Raw genomic sequence first — 20,274 nt, forward strand, 5'->3', positions numbered from 1 at the left:
CTGTAAAACATGAAACTCGGAATAAGCTCTTATAGTCTTTATCAGGCCATGCAGATGGACGGCATGACTATTCTGGAGGCGATCGACTGGATCGCCGGCATCGGCGGGGAGCATGTCGAAATCGTGCCGCTGGGTTTCGATTTGAAGCAAACCCCCGAACTCATCGGGCAAATCCGCGAGCGGGCCGCCAAAGCGGGAATCGCCGTTTCCAACTATGCCATCGGCGCCAACTTCATTACGGACACGGAAGAAGCTTACGAGTCGGAAATCCGCCGGGTCATGCGGGAAGTCGACATTGCCCATGCCCTCGGCGTCAAGCTGATGCGCCATGACGTCGCTTCCCGGCAGGACACCTCGATCATACGCTTTCAGGAGGATCTTCCGCGCATCGCCGAAGCCTGCCGGCGGATCGCCGATTACGCTGCGCAGTACGGCATTACGACCAGCCTGGAGAACCACGGCTATTACGTTCAGGCCAGCGACCGGGTACAGGCGGTGCTCCACGCGGTCGGCCGGCCGAATTACAAGACGACGCTGGACGTCGGCAACTTTGTGTGCGTGGACGAACAGCCCGTGATCGCGGTGAAGAAAAACATCGCCTACGCATCGATGGTTCACGTCAAAGACTTCTACATCCGTCCGGCGGACCGCAACCCTGGAGAAGGCTGGTTCCGCAGCGCGGGCGGCGGGTATTTGCGCGGCGCGATCGCCGGCCAGGGCGACCTCGATCTGCGGGAGATTCTCCGCATCGTCAAGCGCTCCGGCTATGACGGCTTCCTGTCCATCGAATACGAAGGCATGGAGGAGTGCCGCAAAGGAACCAAAATCGCCTTCGAGAATGTGCGGCGAATTTGGGAGGAAGTGTAGCCGCCCGCTTGGTCCGTGTTCGGCGGATTAAAGCGCAAACTTCATTGGAACTTGCGTTTATACGGACGAGGTATACTTTAGTATACCTCGTTTTTTGGGCGGTACATGGCCGCCGGGATGGCGGCTCCGGACTTCAGAAATTCGGCCCACAGCCGCCACATCACCTGGTCATAAGAGCGTTTGTCCTTTTTCCTATCTTGTGCATTTCGGGAAGAACCACTCCAATTAGAATCAGTATAACACCGCACCATTGTACCGGGCTGACGTTTTCATGAAGCACTATCGAAGAAAGCATTACGGCAACCGGCAATTCGGCAGCGCCCAAAATCCCTCCCATCGCCTCTCCGATATGAGGTATTCCGATGGCGAAGAGCAGCGGCGGAATAAACGCTCCAAATAAGCCTAACAGAAATCCGTACATTAGCAGCGGTCCGAACAGCAACCCGTTAAACAAGAAATAAGGCGGGAATAACACGATAAGTAAAATAAATCCGCCGGTAACCATCCAAGCGCTCCGGTATGCCGGATGAACGGAAGGAACCGCTTTTCCGCTGAACAGAAGAAACATGGAATAGCTCACTGCCGAAAATAAACCGAAAATAATGCCGGTTCGCTCGATGTTTGCCGAACCTTGCGCGTTTAGGCCGGCCGCCAGCAAAGTACCCACAAACAACACGAACAGGGTCGCCACCATCATCTTTCCGGGACGCCGCCGCTTGCTTACCGCTTGGATCAGTGCGCTGATCCACGTGAATTGAAACAATAAAATAATCGCCAGCGAAGCGGGGATATACTGAAGGGAATGATAGTAAAGCAATCCCGTAACAACTGTTGGGGCCCCCGCCAACATAAGCAGCAATCTTTGCTTCCACGTTAACCCTTTATCCGCAATGACGGCGGAAAAAGTCTCCGGTTGCCTCCGCTTTTTACGCAACGCCTTGCGTTTCGTGTACAAGGCCATCAACCAGGATAAAATTAAACCGATCAATAGCTGCGCTCCTACCACTTCCCCTAGTTTAAAACCTTCGCCGTAAGCCAACACGACAATGGTCGATAACACACCGTAACTCATGGCTCCTGCTAAAACGGAAATCCAATACTTCATAAAAACCCGATCCTCCTGCACCAAATTGTATCGATTTATGAACAACGCAAAAAATCCTAACCACGCGATAAGGAAGAAGTTCTGAATTCCTTGTCATCGTAGTTAGGAAGTAAAGGCTCCCTGTAGAAACCCCCGCCCTGTCGGCATTGGCCGATTACGGGGTTATACGAGAAAGTATGATTTTTTTCGCAACAGATTAGATATTAAACGAATATAAAATTACTGTCAACCGTGATGTCCGTGACGACTAAGTCCGGCTTGGGGCGGTTGAGCCTGTCCAAAGCTGTGAAACGGTTAACGCCGGGGCGATTACGGAATCAGGTCCAGCGCCTGCTGCGGCACAAAAGCTTCAACCCCGTTGTACACGACCACACCTTCCAGTTGCGTTTTCTTGCCGTTCAGGACAGCGATACTTTGGTGCAGCGGCAGTTCCAGCTTGTCGCCGCCTTTAGTAACGATGATCTTGCCGTTTTTGTCATCCAGTGTGTAAGTTGCGCCCTTGGCCGTGAAGGCCGGCTTGGCTTTAACAAACAATCTGTCCGTCGCTGCGTCCAAATCAAGCCCCATCACGCGCGCCATGTATTTGGCCACGCCGGTGTTGTCGATCACGCCCGTCGGACGGTCGCCGTTCGGCGCGTAGGTGTACAGAACCACATCGCCGCCCGTATGTCCGCCCGTCGTCCAGCCGATCCCCGACCGCTTGCTGATCATCGGACCTACCGTATAATTCAGGCTGCCGGCTTCGGCCTCTTTTATGGCTTTAATTTCTTCCGCCGTCAGGTCGGCAATGCCGAAATATCGGGCCATCACTTCTTTGATGTTGGTCCGCTTCGCGTTCAGCTTGGCTTCCAGTCCTTCGCCGGTCAGCTTCGCTTTTTTGAGCGGGCCGATGAACGTGGACAGCGGTTCCTTGTCATAGCTTCCGGTTGTCGACGCGTTGCCGATCGTCAATCCGCCGTTGCCATGGTCGGTTACGGCCACAATCGCGGTCTGCCCGTCGTCTTTGGCGAAATCGAGCGCAACTTTGACCGCCTCGTCAAAAGCCAGTACATCGCTAATGACTCCGATCGGATCGTTGGCGTGGGCGGCCCAGTCGACTTTGCTGCCTTCCACCATGAGGAAGAAACCGTCCTCGTCTTTGGACAGAACTTCAATCGCTTTGGCGGTCATCTCGGCCAGACTCGGCTCCGTGGAAGGATCGCGGTCCATGTCGTAGGCCAACCCGGCAGGCGCAAAAGCTCCCCATATCTTGTTTGATTTGGAAGCCTTCAGCGCGGCCGGAGTCGTTACATAATCGTAACCGAGAGCTTTGATGGATGCAATCAGGTCGGCCCCGTCTTTGCGGCCTTGGGGGCTCAGATATTCGGCGCCCCCGCCCAGCACAACGTCCATTCCGTTATATACCTGCTGCATGCTTAGCGCGTCATAATTTTTACGGTCCGGATAATGGGCGGAAAAGTCCGCCGGAGTGGCGTGCATAATTTCAGACGTTGCGATAATCCCCGTGGCTTTGCCGGACAGCTTCGCCGCCTCGAGCACCGAAGCCACCGGTTTTTTCTCGTCCCCCGGTTGGATTTTGGCTTGTCCCGGCATCGTCGCTTTGTCCGGCAGCACGCCAACATAACCTGTATGCGATTTATGCCCGGTCGCAAAAGCGGTTCCCGCCGGAGCCGAATCCGCAATCGCCGCGTCGGCCGAATGGGTACGTACGAGACCGCTTGCCATTTGATCCAGCGTCAGACTGCTGCCTTTATACCATCTGGACAACGCCGTAGCGTCATTCGCCATCCCGTCCGGAATAAGAATAATGACATTTTTGATAGCCGCCCCCGTCTCCTGCGCTGCGGCGGTACCGCTTCCACCCGTCGAAACCGTCAAAACGAGCGCCGAGGCGATTAACAAACTTGCCACCCTTTTCAAACCTTGTCCAAGCATGAACCATCCTCCATCCCATGAAATTCGTATATTTTACATTTTTCAGTATAGAGGACGTATATTAGAATAACGTAAATTTATTCCCATATTCATGTAAAAATGCAAATTGCCTCCCGGATGATCTGACTAACGCCCATATCCAAAGCGGGCAATATGAAGCGGGCCGGATCGTATGATAATAAGCGCGGCAGTTATGAACGCGGCTATCTCTTAAGCGCAGAAATGTTAATAAAATAGTCAATGTTTTTAATACAATTGTATTAATTGTTCACCTCTCATAGGCGATAAATATGATGGCAGCACCACAATCATTAGGCAGAAAGGGGGTGAAATCGATGAATATACTTACGCCGGGAGTGATCAGCGGATTGATAGGAGCTTCCAACTATATGCATGCGTCCAATGCGCCTATGGCGGTTTACAATAAGGAAGCGGCGAAAATTAATCCCGATACGGAAAAAATGGGAAGGGCTTTAGGCGTTGCCGGCAACGCTCTCAACTCGGCCAGAAGCGAAAGCGATACTGCGGCGGAGGAATTGGAAAAGGCACAGGAACAAGCAAAAAAGCAAGAAAAGGCCGAGCAGGAAGCAAAACTGCAAAAGGATATGGAAGCGAAAATAAAGGCGCAGCAAGAGTATGCAAACCAACCTGCCGATACGGTAGAGATCAGCAAAGAAGGGCAGTTAGCACTCAATGGCAACGATCCGGCCGGCGCGCAACAAAATCCGGATGCTGTTGAGATCAAGAGCCAACCCGCAGTTGAGCCCAAAATATACACATCCGACGGTACGGCCTTCACAGTATCCGCAGACATAAATGTATCGCCGGCGATTTCGGTAAGGGTATAGCTTGGAGAAAAAAGAGGCTACGTCCCAATTCGGCGCCTGACCGATGGGACCGTAGCCCGTATTGTTTGTCCGCTAAAAACCTTCGTCCGGCAGCGTCAGCACCGAATCCCGATCGTGACGATTTCGCAGGGTCCGGTCATCAGGGACAGACAACCGACGGCGTCTTTGCTCAGCGGAGTTCCCTCCTCTTCCAGAATCGTCGTTTTGTAAAAATGCTCATGTTCGAAATCCGCGCAAAATGTCAGCTCTCCCGGCTGCCGGCTCATATTGTACCAGCGGAACATCAGGTCGCCGGTTTCTTCGTTTATTTTCAGCGAAGAAAAGGCCAGCTCTTTGCTTTCCCAGCGGAACGGCGCTGAGCTTGGAGCGAGCGTTCCTTCATGTATGCCGGTTTGGCACACGGTCCAAGGCACCTGGAACTGGTACGCCTCCGCAAATGCGCCGGAAACGATGCCGTCGCCTGTATGCGGGATCAGCTCCATACGCATCGTATGGGTACCGAGACACTGGGCTTCCGGCGTCGGAAACAAGCCCCAGTCGCCAAGCTCGCCTACGCAGCGCAGAAGCGTGACCGCGATTGTGTTCCGGCCATCAAGCAGCACTTCGTATTCGTTCAGTCCGAGATTGGCGACCGTTAAACCGGCCTTCTCCCCGCTTACGTCCACAAAAGCTTGCTGATGCTGGGTATTGCTCGGATTTTCCCACTCCGGCGCCGGAACGTTGCCGCGCTCCGCGATTTCAAACATCGAATCGGCGCGATGCACGGAAGCTTCCAGGTCCGTAGGGAACAGCACCCGAATGCGGTGGTCTTTCGCCGTGTTGTCGATCGTCGTTTCGATCTCTACACCTCTGCTGCCGGCTTCAAGCGAAATGACCGTGCGCAGCTTCAGCGTCGTCAGCTTGCCGCTGCGCTGCGCCTTGCGCTGCGGATAATACACCAGCTCGCGCATCTCCTCGTCCAGCTTGTCGTCGGCGGAAGCCGGGATCTCCCATGCGTGGCACACTTCCACTGCGGCCCGGTACGGCGTATCCTCCAGCACGCGGATCTGCGCCGGCAGACCTTTGGTGGTCAGCGGCTGTTCGCCTTCCGGCTGCTTGTACATGTATTCGTTGCCGATATCGCCGGTATCCTCATAGATGCCGAGGTCGCGGTAGATTTGGCCGGTCGCTTTATCGGTCAGCGCAAACGAACCGTCGCCGGCGATCTCCACTTTCAGCCCGGCGTTTTCCATGACCAGGCCGCCGGTAAACAGCGAGGCCGGTGCTGCCGCGGCGGCCGTTTGGGGGCGCACCCAGGCGTACGCGCGGTGCCCCAGCGCCGGTACCTGCTCCGCCTGGAACGTCAGCTTCACCCGGCGGCACATGTACGGCTGCCGGAACTTGTCGTCCGGCAGGTCGTAGCCGAACAGCAAGCCGAGGTCTTCCACCGTGCAAGGCACGGCGTTCCCCGCCTCGTCCACCAGCTCGCGGCCGGACAAGTCGACCGCCTTCATGCGGCGGGCGGTTTCCTCAAGGCCGAGCTCCTCGCGCAGATACAGGCGGGCGGCGTCCAGCTCCACGGTCACCGTGCCGGTGCGGTTCCAACCGGTCGTGTTCATGACGACCAGCGGCAGCGGATCCTTGCCGTACCCGGCGAAGATCGACGTGTTCACCGCCTCGGCGACGGCCCGCTTGCTGTCGTCGATGATCGCCTCGGCAACGTGGCGGCTTTTGGCGAAGCGGGTGACCATCTCGCGGTGCACCTCGTCCACGCTGCAGCCGCAGATGCTGTCATGCGGATGGTTTTGCATCAGCGTTTTCCAAGCATAGGTGAACAGATGATGCGGGTAGTTTTTGCCCAGCATCTTCGCCACCGCAGCGAGCGGCTCGGCGACTTTTTCCAGCAAGGTCTGGCCTTCCTGGTTCATCTGCTTCAAATACACGCGCGAAGAAGCGGTGTTAACCAGCGTACCCCAGCCATCGGTGCGCTGACTGCGCAGCTCGCCTTTGACGGTGGACAGCTCGCGGCCGCCCAGCGCCCCCTCCAGCGCCTGCAGGTAGTCCGGCAGGGTCGAATGCACGAACTTCGTGTCCGGGTACAGCTTCTCGGCCGTGCGGATCGCCTCCGGCAAATCAAGCTGCAGCGGCTGGTGGTCGCAGCCGTTCATGAACAGCAGTTCATCCGTCGCCGCGTATTTTTCCGCGTCCGCCAGCTTGCGGTCCCAGAACGCCTTCGCTTCCGCTTCGTCCACCGGCACCTCGTTGCCGTTGGAGTACCAGTTGGCGAACAAAATGCCCAGCACTTTCGAGCCGTCCGGCCCTTCCCAAATCAGCTCGGAGAAGGAGGACTCATACCCGCCGTCGGAAACGGTGTTGTTGAAGCCGGTCGGCTTCACGCCGCGGCCGAAAAAGGCGTTGTCGATGCCGGATTGCCGCATCAGCTGCGGCGTTTGGCCGACGAGCCCGAACGTGTCGGGGAAATAGCCGATTTTCGCCGGTGCGCCGTATTTTTTCGCGTCCTGATGGCCGATCTGCATGTTGCGGATATTCGCTTCCCCGCTCGTCAAAAAAGCGTCCTGCAAAATGTACCACGGCCCGATCAAAATGCGCCCTTTGCGGATATACTTCTCCAGCCGCTCCTTGTTTTCGGGGCGTACCTGCAGGTAATCCTCCAAAATAATCGTTTGCCCGTCGAGGTAAAAGCTTTTAAACGCCGTATCGCCGTCCAGCTTGTCGAGCAGCGCGTCCACCAGCTGAACGAGCCGGACATGGTGCTTCTCGTAAGGCAGATACCATTCCCGGTCCCAGTGCGTATGGGAAATGATATGCGCCGTTCTTTTCTTCTTCATTCCGTTACCCCCTCATTAAAATAGCGGAAAATTATGGTCTTATTTTCGAATTTGAGCTTGATTTATCACCATTAGCGGAATTTTTTGTTCTTATTTTCCAACGAACGGCTCAAAATGCGGCCATAGCCCTGCGATTCGAAAAAATAGCGACCTAAAATTCCTCTATTGCACTCTAGTGGGTGATGTTTCCATATTAGCGACATTTTTTCCCTTTATTTGTTTAACAGACTAACATTTGCAGTTATTCGGCGGTTCGGTACGTTCAAGCTTCCGTTTCTAAAGGATATTCTTCCATGTAACTCAGCAGTTCGTCCACGGTTGTGAACGCCAGGCCGGTCACCGTGTCGGCGCAGCCGTAGTAAATGGCGATCCGGCCGGTTTCGGCGTCGGTCAAAGCCGCGCACGGGAACGTCACGTTCGGCACGTCGCCCACGCATTCGTACAGCGTTTCCGGGCCGAGGATGTAATTGCGCGACCGCGCTTTAACGATCCAGGGCTTGTCGATGTCCAGCAGGGCGCAGCCCATGCGGTAAACGAATCCGTTGCACGTATTGATAACGCCGTGGTAGATCAGCAGCCAGCCTTTGTCCGTTTCGATCGGAACCGGCCCCGGGCCGATTTTTTTGGACTGCCATGCGGACGCGTCGCCGTTAATCGTCCCCATCACATAGCGGTGTTTGCCCCAGAACGTGAGGTCCGGGCTTTCGCTGTAAAAAATATCGCCGAACGGCGTGTGCCCGGTATCGCTCGGGCGGCTGAGCATGGCGTAACGTTCGCCGATCTTGCGCGGGAACAGCACGCCGTTGCGGTTATACGGCAAAAAGGCGTTTTCCAGCTGGTGGAACGTTTTGAAATCGGTCGTATACGCGATGCCGATTGTCGGGCCGTGGTAGCCGTTGCACCAGGTGATGTAATAGCGGTCGCCGATTTTGCAGACGCGCGGATCGTAGCGGTATTCCCGCTTGGTCACTTCCTCGTCCCCTTCGAACTGAATCGGATCGTGGTTGATTTTCCAGTTGATCCCGTCGTCGCTGAATCCGGCAAAAATGTCCATGCTCACCGAACGGGAATCGCAGCGGAACACGCCGGCAAATCCGCCTTCAAAAGGCACAACGGCCGAGTTGAACACGCTGTTGGAACTCGGGATCGCGTGGCGTTCGATAATCGGGTTCTGCGAGTAACGCCAAACCGGGGCGTTCAGGCCGGCCGGTTTGTCTTGCCAAGGGATGTTTTTCAGGGCTTCGCCAATAATTTTGCTCATCGTCGTCATGTCTCCTTCTTGTATAAAAGGTTATTTATCAGATATGATGCCAGTTCCGGTCTGATCGAGTCCGATCGAGTCTGATCAAGCCTTATCGAGTCCGATCGAGTCCGGTCCGCCGGCTTGCGTCTCATCCTAACGGGCCCCAGCGCCGGGTTTTCGGCACTAGCGTTGCATTAATTTTTGCTCAGATTTCCTTAAAAGCTTAGGCTTTCGAATCGATACTGTCGCCCGCCGGAAATCTAACGGTTGTAGCAGCGGCTATTTTCCAAAAAAAACCTTTTCTAAATTCTAACGGTTGTGAGTGCCGTTATTTGCCTGAATCTAAGCAAAAATAGCCCGATTTAAGTGAAATAAGCGCCATGGCAACCGTTACAATTTGAAATCAACGTTTTTGGAACAAATAGCGCTTGTGGCAACCGTTAGAAAATTTGTGTGGCTAGAAAATGTATCTTGTCAGATCGCCCTACAAATATGTCCTACCGACACGCCCTACTGACCATGCCCTACTGACATGCCCATCGGACAAGCCCATCGGACAACCCCCTACAAAATGCCTTCCTGCATGGCCCGGTACACGAGCTGCGAGAACAGGCTGTTCGACCAGGCGAACCATTTGCGCGTGAACGTGTTCGGATCGTCGGCGTGGAAGCCTTCGTGCATGTAGCCTGTGCCGGCGTCCGTCGCTTCCAGCATCGCGATCATCTCCAGCTTTTCTTCCTTCGTCCGCGCCGTCAGGCCCTGCATCGACAAAGCCATATGCCAAATGTAATCCTTCGGCGTATGCGGGCTGCCGATGCCTTTTGCCGCTTTGCCTTCGAAGTAGAACGGATTTTCCTTGCTCAGGGCAAAACGCCGCGTATTTTGATAAACCGGATCGTCCGCGCCGACATAACCGAGATACGGAATGGACATCAGGCCCGGCGTGCCGGCGTCGTCCATCAGGCAGTAATTGCCGAAGCCGTCGGTTTCATAAGCGTAAATCGGGCCGAATTCCGGGTGGCGGTAGATGCCGTACAACTTAATCCCGTGATCGACTTCGAATTCCAGCTCCTTGAGCTCAGCCAGGAAATCCATGTCGCGGAAAACCCATTCGGCGAATTCCTGCATCTGGCGTAGCGCGACGACGGCGAACATGTTGCCCGGGATATTGTAATGGAAATCGCAGGAGTCGTCGCTCGAGCGGAAGCCCGACCAGATCATCCCGGTGTAATTGACCGGCATGCCCAGACCGCCGTTCCGCAAGGAATCGGCCGGAATGCCGTTGTTGCGGGTGAACCGGTACGGCGACTGCTCAAAATGGCGCTGCTCGGTTTTGAACAGCTCGTAAATTTTCCGCATCGCCGCTTTGAAGCCGGCGTCGAAAATATCGGTCAGCTCGGTCTCTTTCCAGTACGCATAAGCGAGCCGGACGACGAAGCAGAGGGAGTCGATTTCGAATTTCCGCTCCCACACCCAAGGCGACATCTCCGTTTCGTCCGTCGTGTTCCAGTGCCAATCGTTCGCCGTTTCATTAAAAGCGTTGGCATACGGGTCGATATGGACGTATTGGATATGGCGCTTGATCAATCCGCCGATGATGCGCTGCAACTCGGGATCGTTTTTGGCCAGCGGCACGTAGTGGATGACCTGTTCCACCGAATCGCGCAGCCAGGAGGCCGGAATGTCCCCGGTGATGACGAAGGTCGTGCCGTCGTCCATCAGCTTGGTCGTCGTTTCCAGGGTGTTCGGGAAGCAGTTTTTGAACAGCTGCAAAAGCTTCGGACGAAACGCGAGCTTCACCTCGGCTTCGGCCAGCACATCCTGAACGGCCTGCGGCAGCTCCAGCTTCGGCATCGGGATTTTCGGGAGTCTAAATTGTTCCATGAGCAGTCTCGCTCCTTTAATGGTCTGGTTTCTTCATGAGTTGAATTATTAATTGCACGAAATAGGATCCATTACTTTAATCGTCTTGATCTCGTACGGGGCAAAATCGAGCCGGATCGGGCCCGCTTCGGCCGCCAGCAGATCAAGCTCCTGTTCGAGCGCATTCGATACGTATACCTTGCTGTACAGCTGGTTCCATCTCAGCTCCACGCGTTCGCGTCCGCCGGCGGATTCGTAGAACCGCAGGATAACGCCGCTTCCGTCCTCGGCCGGTTTCACCGTATCGAGCACGACGTGCTCGCCGGTAAAGCCGATCAGCGATTGAGCGGGCGGCAGCGTTCCCGGATGCGCCTCTACGGCAAGGGCCGCCGGGATGTGGTTCAGTTCGGCCGCGGCGCGCACCGTATGAGCCGTCTGCCAATCGCCGAGGTGCGGGTACAGCGAATACGTGAATTCGTGTTCGCCCAGGTCCGCCGTGACGTCCGGCCATTTCGGCGCGCGCAGCAGGGACAGGCGGATGGTGCTGCCCTGAACGTCGTAGCCGTATTTGCAGTCGTTCAACAGGCTCACGCCGTACCCCCGTTCCGATACGTCCACAAAACGGTGACCGCACACTTCATACTGCGCCTGCTCCCAGCTTGTATTGCGGTGCGTGACGCGCTCAAGCGCGCCGAACGGAATCTCGTAGGTCGCTTTGTCGGTCACCACATCGATCGGGAAACCGACCTTCAGCAGCTTGTGAGCTTCGTTCCAATTCACCTTCGTCCGGAAATCGATCCGCCGGTCATGATGATACAGGATCAGGTCCTGCGTGATTTCCGACTGGCCGATACGCCAGCGGAATTGCAGCACATCCTTGATCTTACCGCGGGCGGCGAGCCGGCTTTCCAGCAATTTCGTTTGCCCGGCCGGCTGCTGTTCGTAGCGGCTGTCGATATCCCAGGCGTCCCACAGCGTCGGGCGGTCATGGAAGAAGTGGAACCGGTTAGCCGCTTCGCCCGGTTTCACGATTTCATGGTCCGCCGCTTTGTCCCAAAGGCTAACGATTTCGCCGCACTCATTAAACGTTAAGCGGTAGTGCTCCGTTTCCCAACGGTCAGTGAACATCCGTTCCTTGGCGGCAAGGCCCTTCTCCTGCAGGATCTGGCCGACGGCAGCAAGGATATCCGCCTTATCCGCCCCTCCGTCTGCCGCTCCTCCAACTGACGCCGCTGCCATCGAACCCGCTTCGCTTCTCAGCCAGATCGTCTTGTAACCGAACGCCGGAACCTCCGGTACGCGCACCCAAGCCGCCTCGGCATTTCCGCCCGTTCCCGGCAGCAAGTCGAGCGCAAGCCGCGCGCCGTTTTCGTCATAGGCGGCGACGGAGCGGCCGAAGCCGTGCCCGGAAACCTCGATCACCGCGTCGCGGGACCAGCCGAGGCTGTTAAACACGATGTAGGGCTTGCCTTCGCCCGCCGTGGCGATCTGCCCGGCCAGCGCCGTCAGGCCATGCCGCAATCCGGAATCCCCTTTTGCGAAAATTTCCGTATATTCTTTTTCCGACGTTTCGTAAGCTTCCGTAATCGCCGAACCCGGGATGATGTCGTGGAACTGGTTCAGCAAAATCAGCTTCCAGCCGTCATGCAGCGTGCTTTGCACCTCGCGCTGACGTTCCGCCGGCAGCGACGAAGCCCCCAGCGTGTTCCACACTTCCGCTTCGCGGTACAAAATTTCCGCTTTCCGGTTGTTCCGCTTGTTGCGGCCATGGGTCGTGTACGTTCCGCGGTGCAGCTCCAGGTACAAGTCTCCGTGCCACGACGGCAACTGCGGCCCCGCCACTTCAATCCCGGCAAAAAACGCCGCCGCCGTGCTGTATTCACTGGCCGGCTGGCCGATCATCAGCCCGGAACGGCCGATGTACTCCAGCATTTCGCGGGTTACGCCGCCCCCGCCGTCGCCGTGCCCGTACAGCAGCATCTGCTCGGGATGCACAGCTTTTTGCCGGTAAGACTGCCAATGGTCGTGCACGTCTTTTGGCAGCGTATTTTCGTTAACGCCGTGGTTCAGGTAAGACAACATCGGCGTGCCGTCGATGCCGACCCAATGGAACAGGTCGTACGGGAACACGTTCGTGTCGTTCCAGCCAAGCTTCGTCGTCATAAAATAGCGGATGCCGCCATGCCGCAAAATTTGCGGCAAGGAAGCGCAATAGCCAAACGTGTCCGGCAGCCATTCGATGTCCGAGGTTTGGCCGAACTCCTCCAGGTAGAAGCGCTGCCCGTACAGCATTTGCCGCATCAGCGACTCGCCGCTCGGCAGGTTGAGGTCGGGCTCGACCCACATGCCGCCGACCAGTTCCCAACGCCCTTCCTTGATTCTCCCTTTGACACGCTCGTACAACTCGGGGTCGTTGTCCTTCAAATAAGCGAACAGCTGCGGCTGGCTTTGCGCGTACCGGTACTGCGGGTATTCGCGCATTAAAGCGTCGACCGTCGCGAACGTGCGGCTCGTTTTCCGCACCGTCTCGCGCGCCGGCCACAGCCAGGCGATATCGATATGCGACTGGCCGATCATATGGATCAGGCCTTCGGCGTTGCCGCCGATCGCCTTGACCCGCTCAGCCAGCCGCCGCTCGATTTCGGCGATCCCTTCGCCATCTTGAATCGCATCAGGATCAAGCGCCACAAACTCGTCCATCGCAGCCTGCAGCGCCTCGATCAGCCGCGAGCGCCGCATATCCTGCTCCGGCAGCAGCACGGCGGAATCGCGGATCACGGTCGCCGTGTACATCAGACTCTGCACCGGACGGTTGACCAACACCAGCTTGCTCTGAATCGAAGAAATCGGCGGCTGAATGACCGCCTGCCGGTTCAACGGATCGACCGGCTCCGGAATCGGATCAAACAGTTCGATTTCAAGCTGAAGCGGACGATTCCCCCGCTCCCGGGGCAAAGTCACAAAAGTATGGTTCCGGTCGAGTCCTTGATACGACTTTCCCCCGATTCTCAGCAGCCCTTCGCCCCCGGAAGCAAATACGAGGCCGACATGGCCGCCCTGCCAGCGGTCCGGGATCGTTAACTCGTTCCTAAAAAAATACGTCGTTCCCTGCGTGCTCGGAAACCGCTCAAGCCCTTGACCTTCCGGGTAGCCGGCTTCCTCGGTGTACTTTCCGGGAACCAAATATGCCGACTTCGTGATCTTCCAATTGCGCAGCTCGATTTGCTCCAGCCACGCCGCGTCCGACAGCTCCCGAATAAAACGTCTGATCCGTTCCATTTTTCATTAACCCTCCCGCACAAAAAACTTGGCGCTCAGCGTATCGTTTACGTTTTTGCCTACATGGACATGGAATTCTCCAGGTTCGACGACCGGTTTGTAGCCGGGGCCGATATATTGCAGCTCCTCCGCGCCGAGCGTAAACTCGACCCTCCGGGTTTCCCCCGGAGCAAGCCACACCTTGCGGAATCCTTTCAACTCCTTCGCCGGTCTCGTTACAGTGCTGGCCACGTCGGTGATGTACAGCTGCACGACCTCTGCACCGGCGCGATCACCGGTATTCGTGACATCCACCGTTACTTTGACCGTTTCATCCGGCGAAATCGCCTCCGGCTGAACGGTCAACCCTGCGTAACTGAATTCCGTGTAGCTTAACCCGTATCCAAACGGATAGCGCGGCTGCGAATCGTCCTCAAGGTATCTTTTGCCCCGTGAACGTTTGCCGTTGTAATACACCGGAAGCTGCCCGACATGCTTCGGAATCGAGATCGTCAGGCGTCCGGACGGGTTCACATCGCCGAACAAAATGTCGGCCACGGCGTGTCCGCCCTCCTGCCCCGGATACCACGCCTCCAAAATGGCGTCGGCATGCTCGTCGACCCACGGCTCGGCGAGCGGACGCCCGTTAATGTAAACCACTACCAGCGGTTTACCCAATTTGTGGATTTCCTGAATCAGCTCGAGCTGAACCCCGGACAATGCCAGCGACATGCGGTCGATGCCTTCCCCGCAGTCCATATCGCTCCAGGAGTTCCCGGTGACCTTTGAAGCCCCTGTTTTCAAGTCGATGCTGCCTTCACCGAAATCGCGCGCGCTGGAGCCGCCGACGACCATGACGACCGTATCCGCCTGCTCCGCGCAGGACAAGGCGGTTTCGAAGCCTTCCCGGGAATCGCCTTTAATCCGGCACCCCGGGGCATACAACACCCGCTCCGGCGCAGCCGCCAGCTTGCCGCGGATGCCGCCGAGCACGGTGGTCACCTTGGACCGCGGCTGCGGCGAGGTGTAGTCGCCGAGCTGGTTGTAGCCCACATCGGCGTTGGGGCCGATCACGGCGATTTTCCCGGCGTCCGTGGAGAGCGGCAGCACGCCGCTGTTCTTCAACAGCACGATGCCTTCGCCCGCCAGCTTCCGCGCCAGCGCCGCATGCTCCGCGCTGCCGATTACCCGCTCCGCCCGGTCCGGGTCGCCGTAAGGGTTCTCGAACAAGCCCAGCCGGAATTTCAGCGTCAGCACGCGGCGGACCGCCCCATCGAGCACCGTTTCCTCCAACTCGCCGGAACGCACCGCTTCCAGCAGGTGCTTGCCGAACATTTCGCCGGACATTTCCATATCGATGCCCGCGCGAATCGCCTGAACGGCCGCGTCCCGGCCGTCCGCGGCCACATCGTGGCCGGAAGCCAGCATGTCGATCGCGCCGCAGTCGGTGATGACCATGCCGTCAACCCCCCACTCGCCGCGCAGCACGCCGTCCAGCAGTTCCTTATTGGTCGTGCAAGGCACGCCGTCGATTTCGTTGTAGGCCGGCATGATCGATGCCGCTCCCGCCTGCACCGCCTTGCGGAACGGCAGCATATCCACCTCCAGCAGCTCGCGCCGCCCCATGTGCACCGGGCCCGCGTTGCGGCCGCCCTCGGAGCTGCCGTAGCCGACGAAATGCTTGATCGTCGCGGCCACACTGTCGGCGCCGTCCAGGCTTTCGCCCTGCAGCCCTTCCACCGCAGCCACGGCCATCTCGCCGATCAAATAAGCGTCTTCGCCGAAGCATTCCTCGGTCCGGCCCCAGCGCGGATCGCGCACGACGTCAAGGACCGGCGAGTACGTCACCGCGCCACCTTGGCTGCGCGTCTCCCGGGCCACCGCCCGGCACATCTCCCGGTACAGGTCCACGTTCCAGGTGCTGCCGAGCGACAGCGGCACCGGGAACACGGTCGCGCCGATCGCCATATGACCATGCGAGCATTCTTCCCCGATCAGGATCGGGATGCCGAGCCGCGAGTGCTCGATCGCGTAACGCTGGAGCGCGTTCACGGCCTCCGCGCCTTCACGCGGCGACAGGCCGGTTTCGAGCGTGACGCCCGTCCACGGGTCGGCCCGCAGCACGCCGTACAACGAGCCAACCCCGCCGTTTTTCACCTGCTCCTTAAACGACTCCTTCAGCCGGATCTCGCCGTTCACATGCTCGTAGGTTTGCCAGCCGAACGGCTGAACCAACTGCCCGACCTTCTCTTCCACGGTCATCAGCCCAAGCAGATGTTCGACCCGTTCCGGAATCGGTTTCGTGCTGTCCTTGTAAAGCAACATCTCCACCTCGCTTAATTTTAAATGCGTGTTAAGAACAAAAAATGTCGTTATATCGGCAGTATCAGTCCATTCGAGAGAAATAGGGGACATTTATGCCGCTATTTTCCTCCATCGCAAGAAAATAACTGCGTTCTGGCCCATTCATAGGAAAATAAGTACATAAAATGTCGCTAATGGACCTGAGCACGCTAGGCTCCGGATAATAAGCACATAAAGTGTCGCTATTTTGATGTCCGATGGTCAGTCGTTCCGGCAGCCATTCTAGCTTCTAGCTCTAGCTCTAGCTCTAGCCGGCTATCAAGCACCGATTTCTAGGTCGAGCCGGTTCCTGGCCTCTCTTATTCTTTAACGGCCCCTACCGTAAGCCCCTGCACAAAGTAGCGTTGGAAAAACGGATAGGCGAAAATAATCGGCAGCGTCGCCAGCACGACCATCGCCATGCGCGCCGTGTCCTGCGGAATCGACGACAGCGCCTGCAAGCTCAGCGAGCTGTTTTGCGAGTTTTGCTGAATGAACTGGATGCTCGATTCGATCCGCATCAGCATCGATTGCAGCGGCACAAGGTTCGGATTGTCGATGTACAGCAGGGCGTTAAACCAGTCGTTCCAGTAGCCCAAGGTGCTGAATAGGCCAATCGTGGCCAGGCCCGGCAGCGACAGCGGCAATACGATGCGCAGGAAAATATAGAAATCGCCCGCCCCGTCGATCCGCGCCGATTCGATGACCGCTTCAGGCACGCTGGTGCTGTAAAACGTACGAAGAATCATGATGTAGAAAGCGTTCATCGCCAGCGGCAAAATCAACGCCCAAAGCGTATCCTTCAAGCCCATGAGTTGGGACACGACCATATAAGTCGGAATCATCCCGCCGTTAAACAGCATGGTCACGATTGCAAACACGGAGAAAAACCGCCGGTAGCGGAAGCTTTTCCGCGAAATCGCGTAAGCGTACAGCGCGATCAGCACCAAGCTGAGGATCGTGCCCGCCACGGTAATCAAAATCGTCACCCCGTAAGAGCGGAGCAGCGAGTCCCCGCTTTCGAACACGAAACGGTAAGCCTCCAGGCTCCATTTGGCCGGAAACAACCGGTACCCGTCCGTGGCCAGCGTTTTTTCATCGGTAAATGAAATAATGACGACGAACAAAAACGGAAATACGCACATGAAAGAAAATAGGCCCGCAATCAGGTGCAAAACCGCGTTCCATCCGCGCGAGACATGATGAAAATCCTTGTGTTTTCTAACAACCTCCGCCATAACCTGACACTCCTTTCAGCTTGATTTAGAATAGGGCGCTGTCTTTGTCGATTTTGCGCACAATGAAGTTGGAAACAAGGACGAGCATAAAACCGACGACCGATTGATACAGCCCCGCCGCCGTACTCATGCCGATTTCCCCGGTCGTTTTCAAACCGCGGTACACGTAAGTGTCGATGACGTTGGTCACGGCGTAGAGCGTCCCGGAATCCCTCGGCACCTGATAGAACAAACCGAAGTCCGCGTAAAAGATCTTGCCGACCGCGAGCAGCGTCATAATAATGATGATCGGAGAAAGCAGCGGGATCGTGATGTTGCGGACCTGCTGCCATTTGCTCGCCCCGTCGATCATGGCCGCTTCGTACAGCGATTTATCGATGCCCATAATGGAAGCCAGGTACACGACGCTGTTGTAGCCGACCATTTTCCACAAATTGACGAACACCAATATATACGGCCAATACTTCGCTTCCGAATACCAATTGATCGGTTCGGCGCCGAACCAGCCGAGGATTTGATTGAGCATCCCCCGGTCCATGCTCAGGAAGCTGAACGCAAAGTAGCCGACGATAACCCAGGACAGGAAATACGGCAGAAACATTCCGGTTTGATACACTTTGGCCATCACTTTGCCGGCCAGCTCGGAGAGGATGATCGCCATCGCCACGGACAGCACCAATCCGATAAAAATAAAAGCAAGATTGTACAGCAGCGTGTTGCGCGTTATGGTAAAAGCGTCGTCCGTCATGAACAGGAACTTGAAGTTGTCCCAGCCGACCCATTCGCTTTTGGCCAGGCTGGCCCAAAACCCTTCACGGCTGAAACGGTACTGCTTGAAGGCGGCCACGGTGCCAACCAGGGGGAGGTATGAGAAAAAGAAAAACCAAATGGCCCCCGGCAACACCATAAATAACATGACTTTGTTTTTGAGTACATTTTTGAAAAATGCGGCCATCTTTGTGTTCCCCTCCTGTCTTCATCATGAAAAAAGATCGGGCGCAACGTTCACCCGCCCGATCCTCAAATGTTCAGTTTTCCTAAATGTTACTTGTTGTTCTCAGCTTTCCAGGTGTCGAGCTGGGCTTGGGCTTCGGCCATAACCTTGTCAAGACCGGCTTCTTTGAATTTTTGAATCGCTTTCGGAAGATATTCTTCCGGATCGACGGTCCCGGTCATCAGCGAGGACCAGAATTGCTCTCTCACATTTTGAACAGCAGCCATTTCGGTAGCCACTTTTGTGCTGTCGAAGTTGAAGCTTAAGGTAGGCGAATTGACGCCGGAAGCGTTAAACTGCTTGAATTGCTCCCATTTGTCGTCGGGATCGTTCGGGTTCAAATAGAGCAGCATGTTGTTGCCCAAGGAATAAGACGGCATGTCGTAGTTTTTCGATTCGTCCAGGTTTTCCATATGTTTGTCGTCGACTTTCTTGTAGTGCACGCCCTCGATCCCGGAGTCGATCATGTTGCGCAGTACCGGATCGGTATTCAGCAGGTTCAAGAATTCCATCGCTTTCTCCGGATACTCGGAGTTGGCGGAAATGGCCATGATCGAACCTTGAACCGAAGTATTCGTAACAATGGCGTCGCTCGCCGGCGTAGATACGACCGGATATCCAAAACTTGCGGACAACATATTGTCTGCGAGCGGCTGGGTTTGTTGCCGGAATAACAGCCAGTTGCCGGACTTTTTCAAATCCTCGATGGATCCGGTCGTTGCCGCTTCGGGGGCCACATAACCCGCTTTATAATATTTGTGCATCGTTTTCAGGGCTTCCTGCATTTCCGGAGTTTCCAAAATGTTGACGATTTTATAGTCGGTGGTGTCCAGTTTTACCGCCATCGGCAGGTCTTGAATAATGTAATCATATGGAACGTAAGGAATATATTTTTTATCCATCGCAAACGGCGTTACGCCCGGCTCTTTTTCCTTGATCGTTTTCAAGAGCGGTTCCAGACTATCCAAAGACCGGACACCTTCGATATCCAAATTGTATTTGTCAAGAAGGCTCTTATTAAAGAACCATGCCTCCAGCTGTGGAAGCTCTTTGTTGGCCGGAATGCCGTAGTTGTGGCCGTCGACCTTGGAGCCTTCCAGGAACGCCGGATTGATCGTGTTTTTCAGGTCTTTTCCGTATTGCTCAAGCAGATCGTCGAGCTCCAGGAACGCGCCTTTTCTGGCGTTTTGCACATAATCAAAGCTACCGGAGCCGGAAGCGGTGAACAAAATGTCCATCGGCTCCCCGGAAGCGACGTTAACCTGCATCTTTTGCGAGTAGTCGCCCCAGTCGACCATTTTCATCGTAACCGTGGCATTGATTTTTTCCTTCGTGTACTTGCTGACTTCTTCCATAACTTTGTCCACGTCTTTTTGCGGAGTGCCGATCGTGTACCAAATGAGGTTTACGGTTTTGCCCGAGTCCCCGCCGGCTGCCGGCGCGCCGCCCTCGGCGCTGTTTTTGCCTCCTCCGCAAGCGCTTAACACAAACACCAGAGCCGTTAGCATCGCCAGTGCGAAGGAAAAGCTCTTTTTGCTGTTGCTCATGCTGGATCCTCCCTTTCGAATGAATTTCTGTAATCTATCTAATACAACCTTACCGAATGAAAGCCATTTCAAAAAGAAGCTAAATTTAATAAATCAGGGTACAAATTAAAGAAAAGATCGGCCGCAAAAAAATACCCCGGGATAAAGAATGGAATCCCTTACATAAGGAGTTAGTTCCTTTTCTTTACCCCGGGTATTTTTCCCG

The 20,274-nt window shown here is 55.9% G+C and carries 12 protein-coding genes and 1 riboswitch; of the genes, 2 read left to right on the forward strand and 10 right to left on the reverse strand.

From position 1 onward, the window contains the following. Window positions 1-9 precede the first annotated feature (9 nt). Entirely contained in the window at window positions 10-867 is an 858-nt protein-coding gene (locus NYE74_RS00175) for a sugar phosphate isomerase/epimerase family protein (protein WP_036626600.1), read from the forward strand. A 160-nt stretch (window positions 868-1,027) separates the two neighbouring features. Here the strand turns inward: NYE74_RS00175 and NYE74_RS00180 are convergent, their stop codons facing one another. Continuing rightward, window positions 1,028-1,972: an EamA family transporter gene (locus NYE74_RS00180; RefSeq protein WP_036626601.1), complete on the reverse strand. Its 945-nt coding sequence runs from the start codon at window positions 1,970-1,972 to the stop codon at window positions 1,028-1,030. Between the two features lie 79 nt (window positions 1,973-2,051). Further along, window positions 2,052-2,162, reverse strand: a riboswitch (purine riboswitch). Window positions 2,163-2,281: 119 nt separating this feature from the next. Beyond that, on the reverse strand, window positions 2,282-3,907 hold the full coding sequence (locus NYE74_RS00185; RefSeq protein WP_124332823.1) for an alkaline phosphatase: 1,626 nt from the start codon (window positions 3,905-3,907) through the stop codon (window positions 2,282-2,284). Window positions 3,908-4,242: 335 nt separating this feature from the next. Between NYE74_RS00185 and NYE74_RS00190 the strand changes: the two genes are divergently transcribed. Further along, a complete protein-coding gene (locus NYE74_RS00190; protein ID WP_036626603.1) occupies window positions 4,243-4,755 on the forward strand; it encodes a hypothetical protein in 513 nt (170 codons plus the stop codon). A 95-nt stretch (window positions 4,756-4,850) separates the two neighbouring features. On the opposite strand, the gene NYE74_RS00195 is transcribed toward NYE74_RS00190, so the two are convergent. The 8 genes from NYE74_RS00195 to NYE74_RS00230 form a co-directional block, all read right to left on the reverse strand. Beyond that, window positions 4,851-7,583, reverse strand: a complete 2,733-nt coding sequence (locus tag NYE74_RS00195; protein ID WP_155620973.1) for an alpha-mannosidase — start codon at window positions 7,581-7,583, stop codon at window positions 4,851-4,853. A 262-nt stretch (window positions 7,584-7,845) separates the two neighbouring features. Further along, entirely contained in the window at window positions 7,846-8,844 is a 999-nt protein-coding gene (locus NYE74_RS00200) for a glycoside hydrolase family 130 protein (RefSeq protein ID WP_124332825.1), read from the reverse strand. A gap of 546 nt (window positions 8,845-9,390) precedes the next feature. After that, window positions 9,391-10,710, reverse strand: coding sequence for a glycoside hydrolase family 125 protein (locus NYE74_RS00205; RefSeq protein ID WP_341004536.1), 1,320 nt, complete (start codon window positions 10,708-10,710; stop codon window positions 9,391-9,393). A gap of 48 nt (window positions 10,711-10,758) precedes the next feature. After that, a complete protein-coding gene (locus tag NYE74_RS00210; protein WP_341004537.1) occupies window positions 10,759-13,968 on the reverse strand; it encodes an alpha-mannosidase in 3,210 nt (1,069 codons plus the stop codon). 6 nt (window positions 13,969-13,974) lie between these two features. Then, complete coding sequence (locus NYE74_RS00215) at window positions 13,975-16,272, reverse strand: glycoside hydrolase family 3 N-terminal domain-containing protein (protein WP_341004538.1); 2,298 nt, start codon at window positions 16,270-16,272, stop codon at window positions 13,975-13,977. Window positions 16,273-16,610: 338 nt separating this feature from the next. Further along, window positions 16,611-17,528, reverse strand: coding sequence for a carbohydrate ABC transporter permease (locus tag NYE74_RS00220; protein ID WP_036626610.1), 918 nt, complete (start codon window positions 17,526-17,528; stop codon window positions 16,611-16,613). A 25-nt stretch (window positions 17,529-17,553) separates the two neighbouring features. Then, window positions 17,554-18,483, reverse strand: coding sequence for an ABC transporter permease (locus NYE74_RS00225; RefSeq protein ID WP_278739096.1), 930 nt, complete (start codon window positions 18,481-18,483; stop codon window positions 17,554-17,556). A gap of 89 nt (window positions 18,484-18,572) precedes the next feature. Then, entirely contained in the window at window positions 18,573-20,069 is a 1,497-nt protein-coding gene (locus tag NYE74_RS00230) for an ABC transporter substrate-binding protein (RefSeq protein ID WP_213509959.1), read from the reverse strand. Window positions 20,070-20,274 lie beyond the last annotated feature (205 nt).

This window comes from Paenibacillus sp. FSL P4-0127 (assembly GCF_038007325.1).
GTDB classification, from domain to species: Bacteria; Bacillota; Bacilli; order Paenibacillales; family Paenibacillaceae; genus Fontibacillus; species Fontibacillus macerans.

Bases quoted from the DNA above. Each gene is read 5' to 3' on its own strand.
- NYE74_RS00230 (WP_213509959.1), bottom strand. From the start codon at position 20,069: ATGAGCAACAGCAAAAAGAGCTTTTCCTTCGCACTGGCGATGCTAACG.
- NYE74_RS00180 (WP_036626601.1), bottom strand. From the start codon at position 1,972: ATGAAGTATTGGATTTCCGTTTTAGCAGGAGCCATGAGTTACGGTGTG.
- NYE74_RS00210 (WP_341004537.1), bottom strand. From the start codon at position 13,968: ATGGAACGGATCAGACGTTTTATTCGGGAGCTGTCGGACGCGGCGTGG.
- NYE74_RS00195 (WP_155620973.1), bottom strand. From the start codon at position 7,583: ATGAAGAAGAAAAGAACGGCGCATATCATTTCCCATACGCACTGGGAC.
- NYE74_RS00185 (WP_124332823.1), bottom strand. From the start codon at position 3,907: ATGCTTGGACAAGGTTTGAAAAGGGTGGCAAGTTTGTTAATCGCCTCG.
- NYE74_RS00175 (WP_036626600.1), top strand. From the start codon at position 10: ATGAAACTCGGAATAAGCTCTTATAGTCTTTATCAGGCCATGCAGATG.
- NYE74_RS00200 (WP_124332825.1), bottom strand. From the start codon at position 8,844: ATGAGCAAAATTATTGGCGAAGCCCTGAAAAACATCCCTTGGCAAGAC.
- NYE74_RS00190 (WP_036626603.1), top strand. From the start codon at position 4,243: ATGAATATACTTACGCCGGGAGTGATCAGCGGATTGATAGGAGCTTCC.
- NYE74_RS00215 (WP_341004538.1), bottom strand. From the start codon at position 16,272: ATGTTGCTTTACAAGGACAGCACGAAACCGATTCCGGAACGGGTCGAA.
- NYE74_RS00220 (WP_036626610.1), bottom strand. From the start codon at position 17,528: ATGGCGGAGGTTGTTAGAAAACACAAGGATTTTCATCATGTCTCGCGC.
- NYE74_RS00225 (WP_278739096.1), bottom strand. From the start codon at position 18,483: ATGGCCGCATTTTTCAAAAATGTACTCAAAAACAAAGTCATGTTATTT.
- NYE74_RS00205 (WP_341004536.1), bottom strand. From the start codon at position 10,710: ATGGAACAATTTAGACTCCCGAAAATCCCGATGCCGAAGCTGGAGCTG.